The organism is Bradyrhizobium sp. NC92, assembly GCF_025200865.1.
Lineage (GTDB): Bacteria > Pseudomonadota > Alphaproteobacteria > Rhizobiales > Xanthobacteraceae > Bradyrhizobium.
In genome coordinates, this window is sequence record NZ_CP104171.1 from 6,618,349 (window position 1) to 6,639,882 (window position 21,534).

Genomic DNA, 21,534 nt, shown 5'->3' on the forward strand with positions numbered 1-21,534 from the left:
CCTAGACCTGGAAGATGGTTGGCTGAACCTGCTTCAGCCCGGGCACCGCACTGTGAATCATCGACTCCGAATGCCCGACCAGCAGATAGCCGCCCGGACGCAGATGGCTGCACAATTGCTCCACCACCTTGCGCTGGGTCTCGCGCTCGAAATAGATCAGGACGTTGCGGCAGAAGATGATGTCGACGTCACGATCGACGGGATAGGACTTGTCCATGAGGTTCATCCTCATGAAGTGCGTCACGCGCCGCAGCTCGGGTATGATCCGCACTTCGCCGCGCGATTTGTCGCGCGAGGACGAGAAATAGCGTTTCACGAACGGCTCCGGCACCGGCGCGAGCACGTCGCGGGTGTAGATCGCGGTCCTGGCGAGGCGTAGCACCGCGGTCGAGATGTCGGTGCCGAGGATACGGTACTGGAAGCGCGAGCCGTTCCGCGCCATGTCGTCCAGCACCATCGCGGTGGTGTAGGCCTCCATGCCGGTGGAGCTCGCCGAGCTCCAGATCTTCAGGTTGGCATCCTTGCGTCCATGCGATCTGAGCAAAGCGGGGACCGCGACGTCCCTCATGAAAGTGAAGTGCTGCGGCTCGCGGAAGAAGTCGGTCTTGTTGGTCGTCACCACATCGATGAGATGGGTCAACTCGGTCTCGAAATGATCCACCTCGAACAGGTTCTCGACATATTCGTTGAGGCCGGAGAAGTTCAGCGCACGCACGCGCTTGTGCAGCCGCCCCTCCAGCATCAGCCGCTTGCCCTGCGGCAACTTGATGCCGACCTGGCTCTCGATCAATTCGGCGATGGTCCGGAAATGGCGGTCGGACAGATGCACGGCCGTATCCTGCAGGGCGGGCATCATGGCCACACGCTCCGGTCCAGGATGACCGCCTGCACTGAATGTCGGGCCGTACGGGCCATCTTGAATCCTACACGTCTACGCAATGACTGAAGATGGATCGGCCCCCAATTGGGAGGCCGATCCCACAAAGACAATCAGCGCTGGAACTCGGCGTCCCGGTCGTCTTCGCCGTCGTTCATGTCGAAAGCAAAGCCGCCGCCGCCGGCGACCTTCAGCGCGCGGGCCGGCTTGGCCTGCGGCTTCTTGGCCGGACGCTCGGCCGCCGCCATGGTGGCTGCCATGGTGGCTGACTTGGCGCGCAGCTGGTTGACCGCGCGGTCGATCGGCGCGGCCGCCTGGCTCTTTGCGCCCTGCTCGATGCGGAAATAGGCGATGGTCGACTGCAGCTGCTCGGCCTGCGAGGCGAGCTCCTCCGAGGTCGAGGACACCTGCTCGGATGCGCTGGCGTTCTGCTGGCCGACCTTGTCGAGCTGCTGGATCGCCTGGTTGATCTGGGCCGAACCGACGTCCTGCTCGCGGCAGGCCGCGGTGATCTCCTCGACCAGCTCGGCCGTCTTCTTGATGTCGGGAACGAGCTTCGCCAGCATCGCGCCGGCCTCCTGCGCGACCTTCACCGTATCGGCCGAGAGCGTGCCGATCTCGGCCGCAGCCGCCTGGCTGCGTTCGGCGAGCTTGCGCACTTCGGAGGCGACCACTGCAAAGCCCTTGCCGTGCTCGCCGGCACGCGCGGCTTCGACCGCCGCGTTGAGCGCGAGCAGGTCGGTCTGGCGTGCGATCTCCTGCACGATCGTGATCTTCTCGGCGATGGTCTGCATCGCGTTGACCGCGCGGCCCACGGCGGCGCCGGAGGCTTCCGCGTCCTTGGCGGACTGCGCGGCGATCTTCTCGGTCTGGTTGGCGTTGTCCGCGTTCTGCTTCACGTTGGAGGCCATCTCCTCCATCGAGGAGGAGGCCTCCTCGGCGGACGAGGCCTGCTCGGTCGCACCCTGCGACAGCTGCTCGGCGCTGGCGGAGAGCTCCTGGCTGCCGGCGGAGACGTTCTGCGCCGCGGTCAAGGCTTCCGACACGATCTGCCGGAGCTTCTCGACCATGCGCTCGAGCGCGAGACCCAGCGTGTCCTTGTCCGACAGCGGCTTGGCTTCGACCATGAGATTGCCTTGTGCGATCTCGTTGGCGACCGCCGCCGTGGCATTCAGGTTCACCGTCATCGCATTCAGCGCCTTGATGAGGTCGCCGATCTCGTCATTGCTGGAGGACTCGATCTTGCGGCTGAGATCGCCGATCGCAACTGCATCAGCAAGCCCGACGGCCTGCCCCAGTGAGCGGCTGATATTGAGCGCGATCCAGGTCGCGGCAACGGCAGCGATCACGAGCGAGGCGAGAACCAGGCTCATCAGTATGATCTCCGCGCGGGAGCCGTCCTGTCTGGCCTGCTCGGCCTGGTCAGCCATGTTCTTCTTGACGTTCAGGATGTAGGCGTTGGCCGCGTCCAGCGCGTCCGCGACAACCTTGCGGCCGTCATGCATCGAACGATCCATCGCCTTGGCCTTGTCGGTCCTGGCCAGCTTGACCGTCTCGTCCTGATAGGCGTTCATCTTGGAATACGCAGCAGAGAAGCCGTCGATCAGCTTCTTGCCGTTTTCCGAGGCCGCGGCGTGGATTTCCTCCCTGAGCTTCAGCAGCTGCTCACGGGTCTTGGCGAGGTCCGCGACGAACTGGTCATATTCGGCGTCCGAAGCCAGGATGGAGTTCTTCTCGGCGCGAAGCTGAAAGAGGATACCCTCCTTGAGCCCGGAGGCCTTCTCCATGCGGCCCGCGCGGCTCACCAGACTTTCGGTGGTGCCGACCATGTCGGCCAGCTTCATGTAACCGACCGCGCCGGCGATGATGGATAACAGGATGACGACGCCGAACGCGCTGGCAAGTTTGGCTTTGACGGTGAATCTCATGTCAGTCTCGTTGGTTCGAATTGGGGTGCTTACGCTTGACCACGCTTCACTCTCGCAAACTCAGGCGGCGCGAGGCGCATCCGCACCGGCGTCGCGCCCTTCCGGAATCTTGTCGTTCGCCATCAGCTTGGCGAGGTCGAAGATGACGACGAACTTCTCGCCCTTGCGGCCGATGCCGGCGGCATAATCGGATTGCCATTTGCCGCCGACCTCGGGGATGGGCTCGATCGCCTGCTCGTCGATGTCGGTGACCTCGAATACGCAATCGGCGACGAAGCCGACGCCGACCAGGCGGTCCTTCATCGGCACGTCGAGGATGATGATGCGGGTGGCTTCGGTGGCCGGCACGCTCGGCAGGCCGAGCTTGGTCCGGAGGTCGACGATCGGATAGCCGCTGCCGCGCACGTCGATCATGCCGAGCAGGAAGTTCGGGGCGTGCGGAAGCCGCGAGATCGGCCGCATGTCGAGGATCTCACGGACATTGCGGATGCTGATGCCGAACGTCTCGCCGGCGAGCCCGAGCGTCAGATATTGCGAGGTTGCGGCCATGATGCAGTCCAGGGATCCGATGGTTGCAAATGAATGCGGCCCGGCATGAGAGCCGGACCGGCTGATCAGCGTTGGAACTCGGCGTCGCGCTCGTCCTCGCCGTCATGCATGTCGAAGGCGAAGCCACCGCCACCGGCGACCTTCATCGCACGGGCCGGCTTGCGAACGGGGGCCGGCTTCCTGGTGCCGCGATCCGTCGCCGCCATGTGCGCGGCTTTGGCCCGCAGCTGGCTGACGGCGCGGTCGATCGGCGCGAGCGAAGCAGCTTCCTCCCGCCCGGCATGCTCGATGCGGAAGAACGCGATGGTGGACTGGAGCTGCTCGGCTTGCGAAGCGAGCTCCTCGGAGGTCGAGGATACCTGCTCGGAGGCGCTGGCGTTCTGCTGACCGACCTTGTCGAGCTGCTGGATCGCCTGATTGATCTGGGCCGAGCCGACGTCCTGCTCGCGGCAGGCCGCGGTGATCTCCTGCACCAGCTCCGCGGTCTTCTTGATGTCGGGCACGAGCTTGGACAGCATTTGTCCCGCCTCCTGCGCGACCTTCACGCTCTCGCTCGACAGCGTGCCGATCTCGGCGGCCGCGGCCTGGCTGCGCTCGGCAAGCTTGCGCACCTCGGAGGCGACGACGGCAAAGCCCTTGCCGTGCTCGCCGGCGCGCGCGGCCTCGACCGCGGCGTTGAGCGCGAGCAAATCGGTCTGCCGCGCAATCTCCTGCACGATCGTGATCTTTTCCGCGATCGTCTGCATGGCCTCGACCGCGCGGCTCACCGCAGCGCCGCTGGCTTCCGCGTCCTTCGCCGACTGACCCGCAATCTTCTCGGTCTGGTTGGCATTGTCGGCGTTTTGCTTGACGTTGGACGCCATCTCCTCCATCGAGGACGACGCCTCTTCCGCCGAGGAGGCCTGCTCGGTCGCTCCCTGCGACAGCTGCTCGGCGCTTGCCGAGAGCTCCTGGCTGCCGGCGGAGACGTTCTGCGCCGCTGTGAGCGCCTCGGAGACGATCTGCCGAAGCTTCTCGACCATGAGATTGAGCGATTTGACGAGATCTCCGATTTCGTCGTTGCTGCCGGTGTTGATGGTCTGGCTCAGATCTCCCGCCGCGACCGCGCCGGCGAGATCAACCGCGCGGCCAAGCCCGCGGGCGATGCTGACGGAGATCCAGACTGCCGCGATGATGCCGATCGCGAGCGAGCCGAGAACGAATGCGATCAGCATGAACTGCGCTCTGCTGCTCTCCTCGCGGGCATGGGCCGTCTGCTCGTCCATCGCCGTCTTCACGTAAGCGATATAGGCCTCGGCAGCCTCCATCGATTCCCCAACGGCGCTGCGGACGGACGTCATCGACAGCTCCGTCGCCTTGACCTTGTCGGTCTTCGCGACCTTGAGCGTGTCGTCTTCCACCACGTTCATGCGGGCGTAGGCGGTGCCGAACCGTTCCAGAAGCTTCTTTCCTTCCGGCGTCGCCACCGCGTAAATCTCGTCCTTCGTCTTGAGGACACCACTGCGCAGCTTGGCGATCTCCGCGAGGAACCTCTCGGATTCCGACTCGGGCACAAGGATCGCGTTCTTTTCCGCGCGGACCTGGAACAGGATGCCTTTTTCAAGGTCGGCGGCATGCGCTATTCGTGAAGCACGCGAGACCAGCCCCTCTGCGGCGACGATCATGTCGTTGAGCTTCACGTACGCAACGCCGCCTGCGGCCATGGACAGCACCAGGACGACGCCAAACGCGCTTGCAAGCTTAGCCTTGACCGTAAATCGCATGTGCAGCCCCTCAGCCCCTCAATCTTGCGATTGGATTTGCTTTCAATTCAGAATGCGTTCCATGTTCGGAACGATGACGAACTCTTCACGCCACTTCGCGATGAAGCGGATGAATTCCGGCTTCCAGTGCATGCCGACGCGCGGCGTCTGCTGCACGTCGGTCTGCGAGATCTCCGTGACCTCGTAGACCTTGTCGGCGGTGACGCCGACCAGAACCGGCTCTCCGTCCAGCTCGAGCTCGATGACGACGATGCGCGTGTCGGCCGAGTTGTCGAGCTGCGGCATGCCGAAGCGAATGCGCAGGTCGGCGAGCGGAATGACGTTGCCGCGCACGTTGATCACGCTGGGAACGAAGGCGCGCGCGCCGGCCACCCTGGTCACGGGGACGGGATCGATGATCTCGCGCACGAGACCGGCGTCGAGTGCAAACTTCTCCTCACCGAGGCCGATCATCACGACCTGCATCGCGCCGGACTGATGCTCGCCCGCCAAACCGTCGTTCATCACGCCGCCTCGCTGATATGCTGCTTCTCGACCTTCGACTGCGCCATTGCGACGAGCTGCGCGACGTCGAGGATCAACGCGGCCGTGCCGTCACCCAGAATCGTCGCGCCGGAGAAGATGGTGACGTCGGAGTGCAGCTTGGACAGCGACTTGATCACGGTCTGGTGGTTGCCGATGATCTGGTCGGCGACGAGGCCGACGCGGGTCTCGCCGGTCGAGATGATGATCGTCTTCTGATGCCGGTCCGGCGCGCCGGAGGCGGCCATCAGCTCGCGCAGGCGCAGGAAGGGCACGAGATTGCCGCGCACGTTGAGGAAGTTGCGGCCGCGCGAACGCTCGTCCTCGGCCGTCAGCTCGACGCATTCCTCGACCGCCGACAGCGGAATGATGTAACGGCCTTCGCCGACGCGGATCAGGAGGCCCTCGATGATCGCGAGCGTGAGCGGCAGGCGCAGCGTCACAATGGTGCCCTGGCCCGGGCGGGTCGACAGGTCGATCGAGCCGCGCATGTTCTCGATGGTGCGCTTGACCACGTCCATGCCGACGCCGCGACCCGACAGCGCCGAGATGGTCTGCGCGGTCGAGAAGCCCGGGTGGAACAGGAATTGGTGAATCTCGTGGTCGCTGAGCACGGCACCGGCTGCGATCAGCCCCTGCTCTTCCGCCTTCGCGCGGATGCGCGCGGTGTTGAGACCACCGCCATTGTCCTTCACGGTGACCAGCACCTGGGCGCCGGAATGCACGGCGGCGAGCTCGATCCGGCCCTGCTCGGTCTTGCCAGTGGCGGCGCGTGTGGCGGTGTCCTCGACGCCGTGGTCGATGGCGTTGCGGATCAGATGCACCAGCGGATCGGCCAGGGCCTCGATCATGGTCTTGTCGAGCTCGGTATCCTCGCCCGAGGTGACGAATTCGACCGGCTTTGACAGATCCCGCGACAGATCGTGCACGAGGCGGCGGAAGCGGCCGAACAAGGAGCCGATCGGCACCATGCGCGCACCCATCGTGGTGTCGCGCAGGGACGAGGCAAGGCGCTCGATCTCCTCGGCGATCATCTTGATCGAGAGGTCGGAGCCGGAGGCGGCGAGCTGGGTCAGCCGCGCCTGGGCGATGACGAGCTCGCCAACGCGGTCCATCAGCTCGTCGAGGCGTTCGGCCTGGACGCGAACGGTGGCGATGCTACGCTCTTGCTTGGCGTCCTCGCGGCGGGCGGGTGCCGTCTCGCGCTTGACGTCCGACTTGACGTCCGGCTTGGCCTCGAACTCGGGCTCGGCCCTTGCGGCGGGCAACTCGGCGATGGCCTCCACCACAGGCGCAGCCATTTCGGCCATCGCCGGCTCTTCGTCGAGCAGCTGGAACAGCGGGGCCGGCGCGGGCGCTTCGACATGCTCCAGAGGCGAGAGCGTCAGCTTCATCTCGTCCTGGACGAACATGAAGACGTCGTCGATCGCATCCTTGTCGCAGGCCGCGTGCAGCTTGACGTCCCACTTCAGATAGCAGTCTTCCGGATCCATCTCGTCGAGGAACGGGATGCCGTCGGTGACGGGCACGACAAAGCAGGGGCCGAGCTTGCAGAGATCTTCCAACAGGTCGAGCGGATTCGAGCCGTTGCGCAGGATGTGGGATTCGAACTCCAGATAGAGGTGCCAGCCGGCCTGCTTGCTCTCGGCAGGCGCCAGCGGAGGGGCCCCGACCTCAAGGGCGACGGGCATGTCGGCCGCGACGAAGCGCTTGAGGTCGTCGAGGATGGCTTCGCCGATGATGTCGTCGGTCGACTGAGGATCCTCGATCAATGCGCGGATGTAGTCCTTGGCGGCGAGCGCGACCGAGATCAGCTCCTGCGTCGGCTTGATCTCGCCCTTGCGGACGCGGTCGAAGGCGGTCTCGAATTCGTGGGTGAAGGAGGCGACCTTGTCGAAGCCGAACATGGCGCCCGACCCCTTGATCGTGTGCAGGGCGCGGAAGGCGGAATCGACCAGCTCGCGGTCGTCTGGACGCTGGCCGAGATCGAGCAAGGCGCCTTCAAGAACTTCGAAGAGCTCGCTGGCTTCCTGACGAAAGACCTCGGTCGGGTCCATTGCGCTCATGTGCGCACCAGCTTGCCGACCACGGCGAGCAATTGTTCAGGCTTGAAAGGCTTGGTGATCCAGCCGGTGGCGCCGGCGCTCTTGGCTTCCTGCTTCACCGTGTCGTTGGATTCGGTGGTCAGGAACACGATGGGCATGCCGACCGCACTCGGCAGCTTGCGCAATGCGCGGATCAGCTCCAGCCCGTTCATGACGGGCATGTTGAGGTCGGTGATGACGAGGTCGAGCTTGCCGGCCTGCGCCTTGGCGAGCCCTTGCGCGCCGTCGCCGGCCTCGATCACGTTGTGACCGGCCGGCTCGAGCACGACCTTGATCATTTGCCGAATGCTGGGAGAATCATCGACGGTCAAAATCGTGGCCATCAGGTGCCATCTTTCTTTTGCGGTAAATGCTGATCGATCATCGCCTCGCTGGCGAAGCCGGCGCGGCGAAGGGTGTTGCGCAAAGATTGTGAAAAGGAGGTCAGGACGACCGGACGGCCCTGGGCCTCGCCGGTCTTGGCGGTCGACAGCAGAAGCTGGATCGAGGTCACGTCGGCCTTGTCGACGCTGGAACAGTCGATCTCGAGCCGCTCCTGGCGGCCGAATGCCTCGCGAATGAGATCATAGACATTGCGGATGGCCGCAATGCTGCAATCGGCGGGCAACCGCAGCGACCACTTCGGCTCGGTGGGGTTGAGCGACATCGCAGCATCCGCCTTTGCTAAAATTCCACTACTCGTTTGACGCGAATCCGGTGAGCAAACTCCTAACGCGGGCATCCGTACAACTACGGGTCACATTCTTCCGGAATTCGCGCAACCGCATGCAGACGTGCACAACCTGGCCGCATTGTGGGCTGGACACGCACATCCGCGTCGAATTTGCTTCGTGTTAAATCCGCTTCAGTAATGGCTCGGGTTCGTGCCTTTGCCAGCGAACAGAGCCCGATGCTCACCCAAGCGCTCCTGGTTGACGACAGCCGCTCCGTCCTCAACTTCCTGAAACGCCACATCGAGGCTGAAGGTCTGGTCGAGGCCACCACCTTCCTCGATCCTGTGGAGGCGCTGGCCTGCGCCCAGGAGCGCGCCTTCGATCTGGTGCTGGTCGACTACGAGATGCCGCACATGGACGGCATCAGCTTCATCCGCACCTTCCGCAGGCTTCCCGGCCGCGCCGACATCCCGATCGCGATGATCACCTCGCGTCAGACCGATGACGTGAAGATGGAAGCGCTGCAGGCCGGTGCAACCGATTTCCTGCCCAAGCAGCCGCAGAGCGTCGAGATGACGGTGCGTCTGCGGAATTTGGTTCAGCTTGGTGCAGCCGTACGCAAGCTGAACGACCGCGCCGCGCATCTGGCCAGCGAAGTCGCGATCGCGACACGAAAGCTCGGTGACCGCGAGGAGGAGATCATCCTGCGGCTCGCGCTCGCGGTCGAATACCGCGACAACGACACCGGCGAGCACACGCTGCGGGTCGCCCGCTACAGCCGCATCATCGCCGAGCAGCTCGGCCTGCCGGCCCGGCTCTGCCGCGACATCTATCTCGCCGCCCCCCTGCACGACGTCGGCAAGGTCGCCATTCCCGACAAGATCCTGCTCAAGCCGGGCAGGCTCACCGAGGCGGAGATGGCGGTGATCCGGACGCATGCGACGATCGGCGAGCGCATCCTGGCCGATTCCAGCTGCGAGCTGATCCGGCTCGGCGCACAAATTGCTGCAGGCCATCACGAGCGCTGGGACGGCGCCGGCTATCCGAGCGGCCTGAAGGCGGATGAAATCCCGATTGCCGCGCGCGTAGTGGCGGTCGCCGACGTCTTCGACGCCCTGACGACGCGGCGGCCGTATAAGGAACCGATGCCGCTCGACGTCGCGCGCGGCTACCTGGTCGAGAACGCAGGGCGCCAGTTCGATCCGGCCTGCGTGACGGCTTTCCTGTCGCGCTGGGACGAGGTGGTCGAGATCGCCGGCGCTCCGCGAACGATTCCTTTGCCGAGCGCCGAGGCCCTTCTCGCTCCCAGTCAGGAGAGTGCGGCGGAAATCTCTTCAGACGAGGACACCCCGACCGAGGCCGTCCCGACCGCCTGAGCCGATCAATCCGCCAACATCTTGCCGCGGCTTGACATTGTTTCTCCGGTCGCCGGCTTGAACCTGTTCCTGCTAAAGTGGCACCAAGACCTATGAGTGATTCTGGTCACACTTGCCCCGGCGCCGTGCTGCTAGGCATCGAACCAGGACGGGGCACCAGAGCATCGTCGAATTGGATGAGAATTCCCATGAAAAGCCTGATCGGCGCCTGTGTCGGCGCATTCTGCCTTGCGGCCCCCGCTTTGGCGGAGACTCCCGCTGCGATCGTCGAGGACATCCAGGGCAAGGTCGACGGCATCGCGTTCATGGACTACGTGGCGCCGGGCAAGATCATCAAGCTCGGGCCCAAGGCGAGCATCACGCTCAGCTACCTGAAGTCCTGCCAGCGCGAGACCATCAGCGAGGGTGTCGTCCTGGTCGGCGCCGAGCAGAGCACCGTGCAGCTGGGCGAGGTCAAGCGGGAAAAGGTGCCGTGCGATACCAATGCGGCAAAACTGTCGGAGCGCGAAGCGAACCAGAGCGCCGCGACGACCTTCCGCACCATGCGCTCGGACGCCAAGGGCGGGCCGGCCAAGCTGCCGACGCTTTACGGCGTCTCGCCACTGGTGCAAGCCAAAGCCGGCGGCACGCTGGTGATCGAGCGCACCGACGGCAAGGAGCCCACGATCAGCGTGCCGCTCAAGGGCGACGCCATGGTCGGCGGCAAGTTCTATGATTTCGCCAAAGCCGGGAAGACACTGACCCCGGGGGGGAGCTACCTCGCCATTCTCGGTGCCAAGCGCTACACCTTCCAGATCGACGCCAGCGCCACCTCCTCGCCGACCCCGATCATCGGCCGCCTGCTGCGGCTCGAATAGGCGGACCCGGCGACGGGGCGATGCGGCGGATCGGGGGACGGGACATCGTTGCGGCGATTCTGATCGCGCTCCTCGCGGGCGCGATCTTCACGTCGCCACCGCTGCAGACGCTGCAAGGCCTCTCGCTCGACATCCTCACCGCGCTGCGCGGCAAGCTCATTGGCGAGCGCCGCGATCCCGCGACATCGCCGGTTGTCGTCGTGGCCATCGACGGCGAAACCTACGAGACCCCGCCGTTCAAGGGTTCGCCGACGCAGACCTGGACGCGCGAGATCGGCCGGGTGCTCGGCAGCATCAGCGACGGCGGCGCCAAGGTGATCGGCTTCGACGTCATCTTCAAGAACTCGATCGAGCAGTCCGAGATTCCCTTTGGCGACACATCGTTTGGCAGCCGTGTGAGGGGATTTGACCGGGACTATCTGATCGCGCTGCGGCAGATCTCGGACAATGGCAAGCTGGTGCTCGGCGAGATCCTGAGCAACGACCATCCAGAACCGCCCTACCGTGCGCAGCAGCTGGCGGTGCGAAACAACGTCCGTGCGCTCAATGTCCACACCGATACGGACGATGTCATCCGGCGGATGCCGCTCACCTTCGACATCGACGGCAAGCCGGTGCCCGCAATGGCGGTCGAGCTCGCCGCCCGCGCGCTCGGCGCCAAGCTCGAGATTGCGCCATCCGGTGCGGCCGAGCTATCCGGCTACGCGATCCCGAGCGCCGTGCCGAACACGCTGACGCTCAACTTCCGCGGCCTCAGCCGCGACGTACCGACCTTCTCCTTTGCCGACCTGCGCGCCTGCGTCGAAAAAGGCGACCGCGATTTCTTCCGGCGCGCCTTCGAGGGCAAGGTCGTTCTGCTCGGGACCGTCCTCAACTTCGAGGATCGCAAGCTCACCTCGATGCGCCTGTCCGGCGGCCATGACGGCACACCGTCGGCACGATGTGCCCTGCCCGCGCCCGCCAGCACCGCGCAAAAGGCCCGCAGCGACGTCGCCGGTGTGTTCGTGCACGCCGCTGCGGTCCGAAACCTGATCGAGCGCGATGCCGTGACCGAGCTCGGCTTCCCCGCGCGGACCCTTCTCACGATCGCATTCGCGGCCATCATCGCCTGCGCGGCCGGCGTGCTCGCACCGAGTGGCGCGCTGATCGCCTGGCTCGGCCTCACGATCGTCTACCTGGTCGTTGCCGTCGGCGCATTCGTCCATGCCTTGGCGCTGCCGCTGACCGAACCGGCGCTCGCCAGCCTTGCCGCGCTCGCGATCATGATCGGCTATCGCTTCGTGCTGGCCGACCGCGACGAGCGCTTCCTGCGCAAGAGCTTTGCCCTTTACCTCGCGCCCGAGGTGATCGAGACCATGGTCGCCTCCGGCAAGATGCCGGCGCTCGGCGGCGAGACTCGCAACGTCACGATGTTCTTCTCCGACCTCAGCGGATTCTCGTCGATCGCCGAGACGATGACGCCGGGCGAGCTGGTGACGCTGATGAACGAATATCTGTCCGCCATGACCGACATCATCGAAGGCCATGGCGGTTACGTCGACAAATATATCGGGGATTCCATCGTCGCCATGTTCGGCGCACCGGCCGACGATCCCGCCCACGCGCGCAACGCGGTGCGTGCCGCGCTGAAGTGCCACGACAAGCTCGCCGAGCTCAATGCCGGCCATCCCGCCTTCGCCGGTCACGGCCTGTCGCACCGCATCGGGCTCAACAGCGGCGAAGCCGTGGTCGGCAATATCGGCTCGCGGCGCCGCTTCAACTACACCGTGATGAGCGACACCGTGAACGTCGCCTCCCGGCTCGAGGGCGCCAACAAATATTACGGCACCGCGATCATGGCCTCCGAAACCACGATGGCGCAGACCGGCGATAGCTTCGCCTGGCGCGAGCTCGATGCGATCAGGGTGCAGGGCCGCGGCGAGGCGATCAGGGTGTTCGAGCCGCTGGCGGAAACCGGCGCGCAAAGCGCCGAGCAGGCGAAGGTGGCCGCAGCATATGCGGAAGGGCTGGCGTGCTGGCGGGGACGCGAGTTTGCGAAGGCGGCCGATGCGTTCGAGGGCGTCGCGAAGATCGATCCTGCGTCAGCTCGGTTCGCCAAGCGCGCGAAAGTGCTGACGGAGACTCCGCCGCCGCCGGACTGGACACCGGTCAATACGCTGGAAGGAAAGTAGCGTGGCCCCTTACCCTCCCCTGGAGGGGGAGGGTCGGCTCACATTTAGCGCAGCGAAATGTGAGACGGGGTGGGGTGACAGTCTCTCCACCGAGGCAGTGCCCGTGTGGAGAGATCACCCCACCCCGCTCGCGCTTCGCGCGATCGACCCTCCCCCTCCAGGGGAGGGTGAAGAGAGGCCGCGTTAAAACGGCAGCCCCGTATAGTTCTCCGCGAGCAGCCGCTGCGCCGTTTCGGACGAGAGCAGATAGTCGAGCTCGGTCTGCTGCAGCCGATCCTCGTATTCGATGCGGTCGGGGAAGCGGTGCAGCATCATCGTCATCCACCAGGAGAAGCGTTGTGCCTTCCAGATCCGCGCGAGCGCCTTGGCGGAATAGCCCTTGAGACCGGCATCGTCGCCGCTCTGATAATGCGCGAGCAGCGCGTGATAGAGATAATAGATGTCGGACGCGGCGCTGTTCAGCCCGCGCGCGCCGGTCGGAGGCACGATGTGCGCGGCATCGCCGGCGAGGAACAGGCGGCCATAGCTCATCGGCTCGGCGACGAAGCTGCGCAAGGGTGCGATGCTCTTCTCGATCGACGGGCCGGTGATCAGGCGGCCGGCAACCTCGTCCGGCAGGCGGCGTTTCAGCTCGGCCCAGAACGCATCGTCGCTCCAGTCCTCCACCTTGTCCGTCAGTGGCACCTGGATGTAATAGCGGCTCAGCACCTGCGAGCGCAGCGAGCATAGCGCAAAGCCGCGCTCGTGCTTCACGTAGATCAGCTCGGGCGATACCGGCTTCGTGCGCGACAGCACCCCGAGCCAGCCGAACGGATAGACCTTCTCATATTCGCGCAGCACGTCCTTCGGGATCGACTTGCGGCTGACGCCATGGAAACCGTCGGCGCCGACGACGTAGTCGCAATCGACGCGTATCGTCTGCCCGTTCGAGCGATACGTCACGTAGGGCCGATCCGACGTCAGATCATGCGGCGTGACGTCCTCGGCATTGTGCACGACCTTGCCGCCGACCCGGTCGCGCGCCTCGTAGAGGTCGCGCGTCAGCTCGGTCTGGCCGTAGACCAGCACCGAATTGCCGCCGGAATGCTTGTGCAAGTCGATATGGGACAGCACGCCGTCATGGGCGATCTCGAAGCCGTTGTGGATCTCGCCCTCGCGGTCCATCCGCTCGCCGCACTGCGCCTCGCGCATCAGCTTCGCAAAGCCGTGCTCGAGCACGCCGGCGCGGATCCGGGCCAGCACGTGGTCGCGGCTGTATTTCTCCAGCAGGATGGTGTCGATGCCCTTGAGGTGCAGCAGCTGGGACAGCAGCAGCCCGGACGGCCCACCGCCGATGATACAGACCTGAACTTTCATTTTTGCGTCCTCCCGTCGGCATTTTTTTGCATATTCTACGCCGCAGACCGATGGAGGGTTTCGCCTTTGTCTTGTACTATTCGAACATGAGAAGCGCGGTCCCCGCCCCGGCGATCCGGGTCTACAATCTGTTCGGCGAGTCCGGCGATCTGCCTGACGTCGTGCATTGCGAGACGATCGCGTCGCGTTCGGTGCTGCACGACTGGACGCTAGCCGTGCACCGCCATGCCCGCTTGCACCAGGTGCTGCTGATCGAGCGCGGTGGCGGCGAGGCGACGCTCGACGGGCGCGTGGTGCCGCTGAGGCCGATGCAGATCGTCAACGTGCCGGTCGGCCACGTCCACGGCTTCCGCTTCGAGCCCGATACGCAAGGGTGGGTGTTGACCATCGCCGCGGAGATTCTCGATGAAGCGCTGCTCGCCGCCGAGGGCCTGCGCGGGGCGCTGTCGCGGTCGGCGGTGGTGCGCGGCACGCCGCAGATCCGCGCCACGATGAAGCAGATCTTCGCCGAGCACGCCGCGCGCGACTTCGGCCGTGCGCATGTGCTCCGCGCCCTGTCGTCGGCCATGATCGGGCTGGTGGCGCGCGCGCTCACGGGCGAGAGCGGCGGCAACGGCACCGCGGAAAGCGGGTTGTTCCGCCGCTTCGAGGCGCTGCTGGAGCAGCATCATCTGGAGCGCTGGAGCGTCGCCGACTATGCCGGGGCGCTGTCGGTGACGCCGACGCATCTCAACCGGATCACGCGGGCGGCGACCGGGGACACCGCCTCGCATCTGATCCTCAACCGCCTGATCCGCGAGGCGCGGCGCAACCTCGTCTACACCAACCTGCCGGTCTCGACGATCGCCTACGCCCTCGGCTTCGACGACCCCGCCTATTTCAGCCGGGTCTACGCCGCCGCCACGGGCGTATCGCCACGCGCGTTTCGCGCGCGGCTCCATGGCGGCGAAGGCTGACGCGCCGCGGAACCGCGATATCTCTCGTTGCCACTACCTTCGTATATAGCGCCCCATCCTTTGGATAGAGGCGCTTTACCTCCGTACAATTGAGCGGGGCATGCCCAGGCCCTAGCGTGACGGCATTCGGCGCCCTGGCGCTGGTGGCATGCAACCTCCCTACCCTCGGCGCAAGGCGGCCAACCCTGTCCGGTCGTCTGCGCCGCTTTTTCGGCAAACCAACGGCGCGTTGAGGTATTTTCCTGCCGACACGCCGCGCCATTTCGGCTGGACGGTCGGCTTTCGCGCCGAACCCGGGAGTTGTGGATAATGTCTTCGCTTGGGAAGAGCGCGCTCTTCATCGACGGCTCCAATTTCCATGCCACCGCCAAGGCGCTCGGCTTCGAGATCGATTACAGACGCCTGCTCTGTGAATTTCAAAGCCGAGCTACGCTGTTACGCGCCTTCTACTACACGACCATCATCGAGGATCAGGAATATTCGTCGATCCGCCCCTTGATCGATTGGCTCGACTACAACGGGTTCACCGTCGTCACCAAGCTCACCAAGGAATTCGTCGACCCCGCTACCGGCCGCCGCAAGGTGAAGGGCAGCATGGATGTCGACCTTGCCGTGAGCGCGATGGAGCTCGCCCAGCACGTCGATCAGATCGTGTTGTGCTCGGGCGATGGGGACTTCCGTTCGCTGGTCGAGGCCTTGCAACGCCGCGGTGTCCGCGTGACCGTCGTCTCCACACTCTCCACTCAGCCGCCCATGGTCGCCGACGACCTGCGCCGGCAGGCGGACGCCTTCATTGATTTGGTGGAGCTGAAACCAAAAGTTGGGCGCGATCCACCCGATCGGCTGGGATCGCGCGAGATGCGGCAGCCGCCGCAATTCCTCGCGCGCGGAACGATCAAGCGCGACGACCGGGTGGAATGATCGGAGGACGGCCGCCCCGGCGCCTCACACGTCGAAGAACACCGTCTCCTCCGGCCCCTGCAAATTGATCGTGAAGGCGTACACGATTTTGCCGGCGCGCTCGCTGCGGGTTGCGATCAATGTCTTGCGGCGCATCGGCTGCTCGATCAGGTTGAGCACGGGATCGGCGGCGTTGGCCGCCTCTTCGTCCGAGAAATAGAGCCGGGTGTTGAGGCCGATGTTGATGCCGCGCGCGACGATCCAGACGTTGACGTGCGGCGCGCATTTGCGTCCCGTCCTGTCGGTGATCGCGCCCGGCTTGATGGTCTCGAAGGTGACGAGGCCGCTGTCGAAGTCGGAGCCGGCGCGGCCCCAGCCACGAAACTCGTCGTCCAGCGCGCCGGCCGAGCGATCGGCCGGATGGTTGTAGCGGCCGGCCGCATTGGCCTGCCAGATCTCCAGCAGCACGTCGCGCAGCGGCGTGCCGGCGCCGTCGAGCACCTTGCCCTCCAGCGTGATGCGTTCGCCCTTGGTATTCGGCGTCACCAGCACGTTGGAGAAGTTCTTCTCGAAGATGTCGAAGCCGGCCATGGCCGGGATCAGGCCGATATGGACGTAGGGCCCGGCGGTCTGCGAGGCGGTTTCCTTGAGGTAGTTGAGCGGCTGCGGCATGGGCTTAGTTCCCCGCGGTGCGATTTTCGAAATAGGTGGAGCGCTGGCCGCGCAGCACGATGTCGAAGCGGTAGGCGAGCGAGTCGAACGGCGTCGAGGCGTTGAGATCGAGCGGCGCGACGAGGCGATCGAGCGCGTCCTTGTCCGGAATCGTCGTCAGGATCGGGCAGACCGGGATCAGCGGGTCACCTTCGAAATACATCTGCGTGATCAGCCGCTGCGCAAAGCCCGAGCCGAACACCGAGAAGTGGATATGGGCGGGGCGCCAGCTGTTGACGTAGTTGCGCCAGGGATAGGGGCCCGGCTTCACGGTGCGGAAATAATAGTACCCGGTGTCGTCGGTGAGCGCACGGCCGCAGCCGCCGAAATTCGGATCGATCGGCGCCAGATAGGTGTCCTTCTTGTGCCGGTAGCGGCCGCCCGCATTGGCCTGCCAGAACTCGACCAGCGTGTTCGGAATGCCGCGGCCGGTCTCGTCCAGCACGCGACCGTGGACGATGATGCGCTCGCCGACGGGATCGCCGTCCTTGGCGCAATTGCGGATCAAATCGTTGTCGAGCGGGCCGAGATCATTGTGCCCGAACACCGGCCCTGACATCTCCGAGATCGAGTTCTCAAGGGACAGCAGCGACTGGCGCGGCGAGCGCAGTACCGAGGACTTGTAGCCTGGCGCATGTGCCGGCGGATGGATCGCGCGGTCGCGCTGGAAGAAGCCGCCGTCGCCGAGCGGCGGCGTGAACGGCTCGGGACGGTTGAGGCGGGGATCCCGCAAGGCTGGCGCCTGGGCATTCATCGGCGTTGTCTCTCCCTGGGAGCCCGGGGTCGGGCCCGGCTTATCGGGAGAGCATGAGCCACCCTATGCTCAAGATAAATAGATGAATTATAATGAATTACATGAAGGAAATCGATCATTTGGCCCTCGATGGCCACGCCCTCGAACTGTTCCTGGCCGTGCTGGAGGAGGGATCGGTCACGGCGGCGGCGACGCGGCTCGGCCTGACGCAATCGGCCGTCAGCCACGCCCTGAACAAGCTGCGGCGGATCGCCGGCGATCCGCTGTTCGCCAAGTCAGGCCGCGGCATCGTCGCAACGGCTCATGCCCAGGCGCTGGCCGGCAAGGCACGCGCGCTGATCGACGAGATGCGCAGCTTTGCCGGCGGCGTCAGCTTCGCGCCGGAGGAGGCTCAGCTGTCGCTGACGATCGCCGCCAACGACTTCCAGCGCGACCTGCTGCTGCCGCGGTTCTTCGATCACGTCGCCGCACAAGTGAAGAGCCTGAACCTGCGCGTGATCCCCTCGCAATCGCCTTCGCCGGCGATGCTGCGCGAGAACCGCTGCGACCTCCTGATCACACCACTGCCGCCATCGGGCGTCGACATCGTGCAGAAGCGGCTGCTGAGGGATCACTATGTCTGCTACTACGATGCCAAGGCACGTGCCGCGCCGGCCAGCCGCAATGCCTATCTCGCGGCGCGTCACATCACCGTGGTCTACACGGACAATGAGCGGCTCGACTTCGACCGCCGGCTCGCAGCGAACGGGCTTCACCGCGACATCGCGATCTCGGTGCCGAGCTTCTCCGGCGTGCCGTCCTTCCTGCGCGGCTCGCAGATGCTGGCGAGCATGCCGAGCCTGCTCGCGTCCGGCGTGATGCGCGGCTTTGCGCAAACGCCGATCCCGCTGGCGTCCCGCACGAAGACCCTGGCCGAGCTGCCGATGTTCATGGTCTGGCACCAGCGCTACCAGAAGGACCCGGCCCATCGCTGGGTCAGGAGCCAGCTCGAGGCCGTCGCGACGACGGCCGCCAAGCTCTGATCTCCGGTTCTCAAGCCCTGATATCAGGTGCCGCGCTACGCAAGACTGCTCGTCCCAAACCCACTGGTTGCGCAGGGGGAGCCGCGCTAAAATCCCCCCATGACAGTGACTGACATTGCGAGCCGGACCTACAATCACAGCTGGCGGCTGGATCCCATCATCCGCAGCCTGCTTGATACCGACTTCTACAAACTATTGATGTTGCAGATGATTCGGGAGGATTACCCGGATCAGCAGGTGACCTTCTCGGTCATCAACCGCTCGCGCCATGTGCGGCTTGCCGAGATCATCGACGAGGGCGAGCTGCGCGCCCAGCTCGACCATGCCCGCACCATCCGCTTCACCAAGAAAGAGCTGATCTGGCTGGCCGGCAACACCTTCTACGGCAAGACCCATATGTTTTCGGCGGATTTCATCCGCTGGCTGGCGGAATTCCGCCTGCCCGAGTACGAGCTGCGCAAGGTCGAGGGCCAATACGAGCTGCATTTCCATGGCCCCTGGACCCACACCACGATGTGGGAGATTCCGGCACTTGCGATCCTCAACGAGCTGCGTTCGCGTGCGGCCATGAAGGGCCGCGGCCGCTTCGAGCTCGACGTGCTCTACGCCCGCGCCAAGGCCAAGCTGTGGACCAAGGTCGAACGGCTGCGCCAGCTCGAGGGCCTGCGGCTCTCCGACTTCGGCACGCGCCGCCGTCACGGCTTCCTCTGGCAGCGCTGGTGCGTCGAGGCGGTGAAGGAAGGCCTCGGCCCCTCCTTCATCGGCACGTCCAATGTGCTGCTCGCGATGGACAACGATCTCGAAGCCATCGGCACCAACGCGCACGAGCTGCCGATGGTGGCAGCCGCGCTCGCCAGGGACGACGAGGAATTGCGCTGGGCGCCCTACCGCATTCTCGACCAATGGCGTCAGACTTACGGCGGCAACCTCCTGATCGCGCTGCCCGACGCCTTCGGCAGCAAGGCGTTCCTGCGCGATGCGCCGGAATGGGTGGCCGATTGGACCGGTTTTCGCCCCGACAGCGCGCCGCCGATCCAGGCCGGCGAGGAGATCATCGCCTGGTGGGAAAAGAAGGGCCGCAACCCCAAGGACAAGCTGCTCGTCTTTTCCGACGCGATGGATGTCGGCTCGATCGAGGACACCTATCGCCACTTCGCAGGGCGCGTGCGGCTCTCCTTCGGCTGGGGCACCAACCTCACCAACGACTTCGTCGGCTGCACGCCGGACGGCTCGATCAGCCTCGACCCGATCTCGCTGGTCTGCAAGGTCTCGTCGGTCGACGGCCGTCCGGCTGTCAAGCTCTCCGACAATCCGGAGAAGGCGACCGGCCTGCCCTCGGAGATCGCGCGTTACCTGCGCGTGTTCGGCGACGCCGGTCGCGTGCGCAAGCCGGTGCTGGTGTAGCGCCTCGCCAAATTCTCTCCATCGGGTAAATCGCGCATGACGAATGCGCGGCATCGTTCGTCGATACCGCGCCAGTTGTCCGTTCGCCGGCATTTGAAGCGATTTGCGGACGCCTGCTTCACAACGGCTTCACCCTGGTACGGAGTCCTCCGCGCCTTTCAGGTCGAGTTAAGCAACCATCTCGTCTACTTTGCGTTGCAGGCGCAACGCCCTCTGGGGCGCGTCGATCGACTTGGGGACTAGTGTGTTTCGCAGAACAGCGGCGTCGGCGGAGGGCGGCAACTTCCTTCACGTCATCAAGCTCGTCTTGCCTTTCGTGATGGTCGTCCTGCTGCAGGCGGCGATCGCCGGATTCAGCCTCGAGGTGATGTCGTCGGTCCGCGCCTATGTCGCCGGCGAAGCACTCTGGTCACGCTCGCAGAAGAACGCCGTCTATTTCCTCAATCTCTATCTGCATTCGGGCGAACCGAGCCAGTTCGCGCAATATCAGGCTTCACTCGCCGTTCCCATCGGCGACGAGTTCGCGCGCTGGGCGCTCGAGCGCGATCCGGTCGACGTCGAGGCCGCGCGCATCGGCTTTCTGCAAGGCGGCAACCATCCCGACGATGTCCCGGGTTTGATCTGGCTGTTTCGCTATTTCAACCGCGTCAGCTTCCTCCAGGACGCGATCAGGGAATGGGCCGCCACCGACCCCATGCTGCTGGAGCTCAGCGTGTTCGGCGAGGTCATCCGATCCGAGCTGGAGAAAGGTCCCATTCAGGACGACGGCCGCCTGCAATTCCTGTCGTCGCGGCTGTCAGAGCTCAATGCCCAGTTCACGGTGCATGCCAAGCGGTTCTCCACCGTCCTCGGCGAAGGCTCCCGCGCGATCAAGCTGATGCTGACGGGCATAAATGTCCTCACCGCCGCGACGCTGATCCTGCTGCTGATCTGGCATACGCGGCGGCTGGTGCTGCAACGGCAGTCATTCGAAGACGCCTTGCATGCCGAGAAGGAGCGCCTGGCCTGGCAGGCATCGCACGATTGGCTGACCGGCCTTTGCAACCGCCGCGCCTTCGAGGCGCGCCTGCAAAGCGAGCTGGACAATGCCGCAGCGGGTGCGCTCGCCCTCATCCTGATCGACCTCGACCCGTTCAAGAGCGTCAACGACAGCTGCGGCCATCTCGCCGGCGACCGCCTGCTCTGCCAGGTCTCGCGCCTGCTACAACAGGACCGGCATGCGCATGATCTGGTGGCCCGGCTCGGCGGTGACGAATTCGGCCTGATCCTGCCGCGATGCTCCCCCTTCGATGCCGTCGACATCGCCGAGCGCCTGCGCCGGTCGCTGGAGCTGTTCGATTTCACCTGGGACGACCGCGGCTTTGCCGTGACCGCCAGCATCGGGGTCGCCTGCATCGCCGACGGCAACATCACGCTCGAGGATGCGATGCGGCGCGCGGATGCCGCCTGCTACCGCGCCAAGGAAAAGGGACGCAACCGCGTTCAGGTCGAGAGCGGAAAACCGGACGTCGTCGTAATCGCGCACCGGCCGCGCGAGGTCATCGCTGCAAAGGGCTGATTGCCGCCTAGCCCCCAAATTCATCTCCAGCGCCATCGCAATCAGGTTGAGGTGCCTCAGGCCCACCGAAGG

The 21,534-nt window shown here is 65.0% G+C and carries 19 protein-coding genes; 8 read left to right on the forward strand and 11 right to left on the reverse strand.

The window, feature by feature from the left end:
* Position 1: 1 nt before the first annotated feature.
* The 8 genes from N2602_RS31135 to N2602_RS31170 all read right to left on the reverse strand — a co-directional run bounded on the left by N2602_RS31135 (position 2) and on the right by N2602_RS31170 (position 8,390).
* Positions 2-856 (reverse strand): protein-glutamate O-methyltransferase CheR, encoded by an 855-nt coding sequence (locus N2602_RS31135; protein ID WP_260380465.1) that lies wholly within the window; start codon positions 854-856, stop codon positions 2-4.
* 134 nt (positions 857-990) lie between these two features.
* Entirely contained in the window at positions 991-2,805 is a 1,815-nt protein-coding gene (locus tag N2602_RS31140) for a methyl-accepting chemotaxis protein (protein ID WP_260380466.1), read from the reverse strand.
* 60 nt (positions 2,806-2,865) lie between these two features.
* Positions 2,866-3,354, reverse strand: coding sequence for a chemotaxis protein CheW (locus N2602_RS31145; RefSeq protein ID WP_100231558.1), 489 nt, complete (start codon positions 3,352-3,354; stop codon positions 2,866-2,868).
* A gap of 65 nt (positions 3,355-3,419) precedes the next feature.
* Positions 3,420-5,117, reverse strand: coding sequence for a methyl-accepting chemotaxis protein (locus tag N2602_RS31150; RefSeq protein WP_260380467.1), 1,698 nt, complete (start codon positions 5,115-5,117; stop codon positions 3,420-3,422).
* Between the two features lie 42 nt (positions 5,118-5,159).
* Complete coding sequence (locus N2602_RS31155) at positions 5,160-5,621, reverse strand: chemotaxis protein CheW (protein WP_260380468.1); 462 nt, start codon at positions 5,619-5,621, stop codon at positions 5,160-5,162.
* Entirely contained in the window at positions 5,621-7,705 is a 2,085-nt protein-coding gene (locus N2602_RS31160; protein ID WP_260380469.1) for a chemotaxis protein CheA, read from the reverse strand. Before N2602_RS31160 ends, N2602_RS31155 begins: the two co-directional genes overlap by 1 nt.
* Positions 7,702-8,067: a response regulator gene (locus N2602_RS31165; RefSeq protein WP_100231554.1), complete on the reverse strand. Its 366-nt coding sequence runs from the start codon at positions 8,065-8,067 to the stop codon at positions 7,702-7,704. Before N2602_RS31165 ends, N2602_RS31160 begins: the two co-directional genes overlap by 4 nt.
* Positions 8,067-8,390: a lipid asymmetry maintenance protein MlaB gene (locus N2602_RS31170; RefSeq protein ID WP_260380470.1), complete on the reverse strand. Its 324-nt coding sequence runs from the start codon at positions 8,388-8,390 to the stop codon at positions 8,067-8,069. The genes N2602_RS31165 and N2602_RS31170 overlap by 1 nt, the downstream gene beginning before the upstream one ends.
* A gap of 243 nt (positions 8,391-8,633) precedes the next feature.
* On the opposite strand from N2602_RS31170, the gene N2602_RS31175 reads away from it, so the two are divergent.
* From N2602_RS31175 to N2602_RS31185, 3 genes are all read left to right on the forward strand, one after another.
* Complete coding sequence (locus N2602_RS31175) at positions 8,634-9,773, forward strand: HD domain-containing phosphohydrolase (RefSeq protein WP_260380471.1); 1,140 nt, start codon at positions 8,634-8,636, stop codon at positions 9,771-9,773.
* Between the two features lie 188 nt (positions 9,774-9,961).
* Complete coding sequence (locus N2602_RS31180; RefSeq protein ID WP_172785721.1) at positions 9,962-10,630, forward strand: hypothetical protein; 669 nt, start codon at positions 9,962-9,964, stop codon at positions 10,628-10,630.
* A 20-nt stretch (positions 10,631-10,650) separates the two neighbouring features.
* Positions 10,651-12,801 carry an adenylate/guanylate cyclase domain-containing protein gene (locus tag N2602_RS31185; protein WP_260380472.1) on the forward strand — a complete coding sequence of 717 codons (2,151 nt, stop codon included), beginning with the start codon at positions 10,651-10,653 and terminating at the stop codon, positions 12,799-12,801.
* Between the two features lie 183 nt (positions 12,802-12,984).
* On the opposite strand, the gene pobA is transcribed toward N2602_RS31185, so the two are convergent.
* On the reverse strand, positions 12,985-14,157 hold the full coding sequence (gene pobA / locus N2602_RS31190) for a 4-hydroxybenzoate 3-monooxygenase (protein WP_212259204.1): 1,173 nt from the start codon (positions 14,155-14,157) through the stop codon (positions 12,985-12,987).
* A gap of 50 nt (positions 14,158-14,207) precedes the next feature.
* Here pobA and N2602_RS31195 point away from each other — a divergent pair, with 50 nt between their 5' ends.
* Both N2602_RS31195 and N2602_RS31200 read left to right on the forward strand, forming a co-directional pair.
* A complete protein-coding gene (locus N2602_RS31195; protein WP_260380473.1) occupies positions 14,208-15,113 on the forward strand; it encodes a helix-turn-helix domain-containing protein in 906 nt (301 codons plus the stop codon).
* A 309-nt stretch (positions 15,114-15,422) separates the two neighbouring features.
* On the forward strand, positions 15,423-16,034 hold the full coding sequence (locus tag N2602_RS31200) for an NYN domain-containing protein (RefSeq protein ID WP_260380474.1): 612 nt from the start codon (positions 15,423-15,425) through the stop codon (positions 16,032-16,034).
* Positions 16,035-16,058: 24 nt separating this feature from the next.
* Here the strand turns inward: N2602_RS31200 and pcaG are convergent, their stop codons facing one another.
* Positions 16,059-16,685 (reverse strand): protocatechuate 3,4-dioxygenase subunit alpha, encoded by a 627-nt coding sequence (pcaG, locus tag N2602_RS31205; protein WP_260380475.1) that lies wholly within the window; start codon positions 16,683-16,685, stop codon positions 16,059-16,061.
* 4 nt (positions 16,686-16,689) lie between these two features.
* Positions 16,690-17,478 (reverse strand): protocatechuate 3,4-dioxygenase subunit beta, encoded by a 789-nt coding sequence (pcaH, locus tag N2602_RS31210; protein ID WP_260380476.1) that lies wholly within the window; start codon positions 17,476-17,478, stop codon positions 16,690-16,692.
* 92 nt (positions 17,479-17,570) lie between these two features.
* Here pcaH and N2602_RS31215 point away from each other — a divergent pair, with 92 nt between their 5' ends.
* The 3 genes from N2602_RS31215 to N2602_RS31225 all read left to right on the forward strand — a co-directional run bounded on the left by N2602_RS31215 (position 17,571) and on the right by N2602_RS31225 (position 21,462).
* The gene (locus N2602_RS31215; protein WP_212259208.1) at positions 17,571-18,500 is read left to right on the forward strand and encodes a LysR family transcriptional regulator; all 930 of its coding nucleotides are present in this window, start codon (positions 17,571-17,573) and stop codon (positions 18,498-18,500) included.
* 99 nt (positions 18,501-18,599) lie between these two features.
* Entirely contained in the window at positions 18,600-19,904 is a 1,305-nt protein-coding gene (gene pncB, locus N2602_RS31220) for a nicotinate phosphoribosyltransferase (protein WP_172785713.1), read from the forward strand.
* 244 nt (positions 19,905-20,148) lie between these two features.
* Positions 20,149-21,462 carry a GGDEF domain-containing protein gene (locus N2602_RS31225; RefSeq protein ID WP_260380477.1) on the forward strand — a complete coding sequence of 438 codons (1,314 nt, stop codon included), beginning with the start codon at positions 20,149-20,151 and terminating at the stop codon, positions 21,460-21,462.
* Positions 21,463-21,534: the final 72 nt, after the last annotated feature.

What these genes read in the sequence shown, in the direction of transcription:
- N2602_RS31135 (WP_260380465.1), bottom strand. Translation starts at nt 856, where the DNA reads ATGATGCCCGCCCTGCAGGATACGGCCGTGCATCTGTCCGACCGCCAT.
- N2602_RS31140 (WP_260380466.1), bottom strand. Translation starts at nt 2,805, where the DNA reads ATGAGATTCACCGTCAAAGCCAAACTTGCCAGCGCGTTCGGCGTCGTC.
- N2602_RS31145 (WP_100231558.1), bottom strand. Translation starts at nt 3,354, where the DNA reads ATGGCCGCAACCTCGCAATATCTGACGCTCGGGCTCGCCGGCGAGACG.
- N2602_RS31150 (WP_260380467.1), bottom strand. Translation starts at nt 5,117, where the DNA reads ATGCGATTTACGGTCAAGGCTAAGCTTGCAAGCGCGTTTGGCGTCGTC.
- N2602_RS31155 (WP_260380468.1), bottom strand. Translation starts at nt 5,621, where the DNA reads ATGAACGACGGTTTGGCGGGCGAGCATCAGTCCGGCGCGATGCAGGTC.
- N2602_RS31160 (WP_260380469.1), bottom strand. Translation starts at nt 7,705, where the DNA reads ATGAGCGCAATGGACCCGACCGAGGTCTTTCGTCAGGAAGCCAGCGAG.
- N2602_RS31165 (WP_100231554.1), bottom strand. Translation starts at nt 8,067, where the DNA reads ATGGCCACGATTTTGACCGTCGATGATTCTCCCAGCATTCGGCAAATG.
- N2602_RS31170 (WP_260380470.1), bottom strand. Translation starts at nt 8,390, where the DNA reads ATGTCGCTCAACCCCACCGAGCCGAAGTGGTCGCTGCGGTTGCCCGCC.
- N2602_RS31175 (WP_260380471.1), top strand. Translation starts at nt 8,634, where the DNA reads ATGCTCACCCAAGCGCTCCTGGTTGACGACAGCCGCTCCGTCCTCAAC.
- N2602_RS31180 (WP_172785721.1), top strand. Translation starts at nt 9,962, where the DNA reads ATGAAAAGCCTGATCGGCGCCTGTGTCGGCGCATTCTGCCTTGCGGCC.
- N2602_RS31185 (WP_260380472.1), top strand. Translation starts at nt 10,651, where the DNA reads ATGCGGCGGATCGGGGGACGGGACATCGTTGCGGCGATTCTGATCGCG.
- pobA (WP_212259204.1), bottom strand. Translation starts at nt 14,157, where the DNA reads ATGAAAGTTCAGGTCTGTATCATCGGCGGTGGGCCGTCCGGGCTGCTG.
- N2602_RS31195 (WP_260380473.1), top strand. Translation starts at nt 14,208, where the DNA reads ATGGAGGGTTTCGCCTTTGTCTTGTACTATTCGAACATGAGAAGCGCG.
- N2602_RS31200 (WP_260380474.1), top strand. Translation starts at nt 15,423, where the DNA reads ATGTCTTCGCTTGGGAAGAGCGCGCTCTTCATCGACGGCTCCAATTTC.
- pcaG (WP_260380475.1), bottom strand. Translation starts at nt 16,685, where the DNA reads ATGCCGCAGCCGCTCAACTACCTCAAGGAAACCGCCTCGCAGACCGCC.
- pcaH (WP_260380476.1), bottom strand. Translation starts at nt 17,478, where the DNA reads ATGAATGCCCAGGCGCCAGCCTTGCGGGATCCCCGCCTCAACCGTCCC.
- N2602_RS31215 (WP_212259208.1), top strand. Translation starts at nt 17,571, where the DNA reads ATGAATTACATGAAGGAAATCGATCATTTGGCCCTCGATGGCCACGCC.
- pncB (WP_172785713.1), top strand. Translation starts at nt 18,600, where the DNA reads ATGACAGTGACTGACATTGCGAGCCGGACCTACAATCACAGCTGGCGG.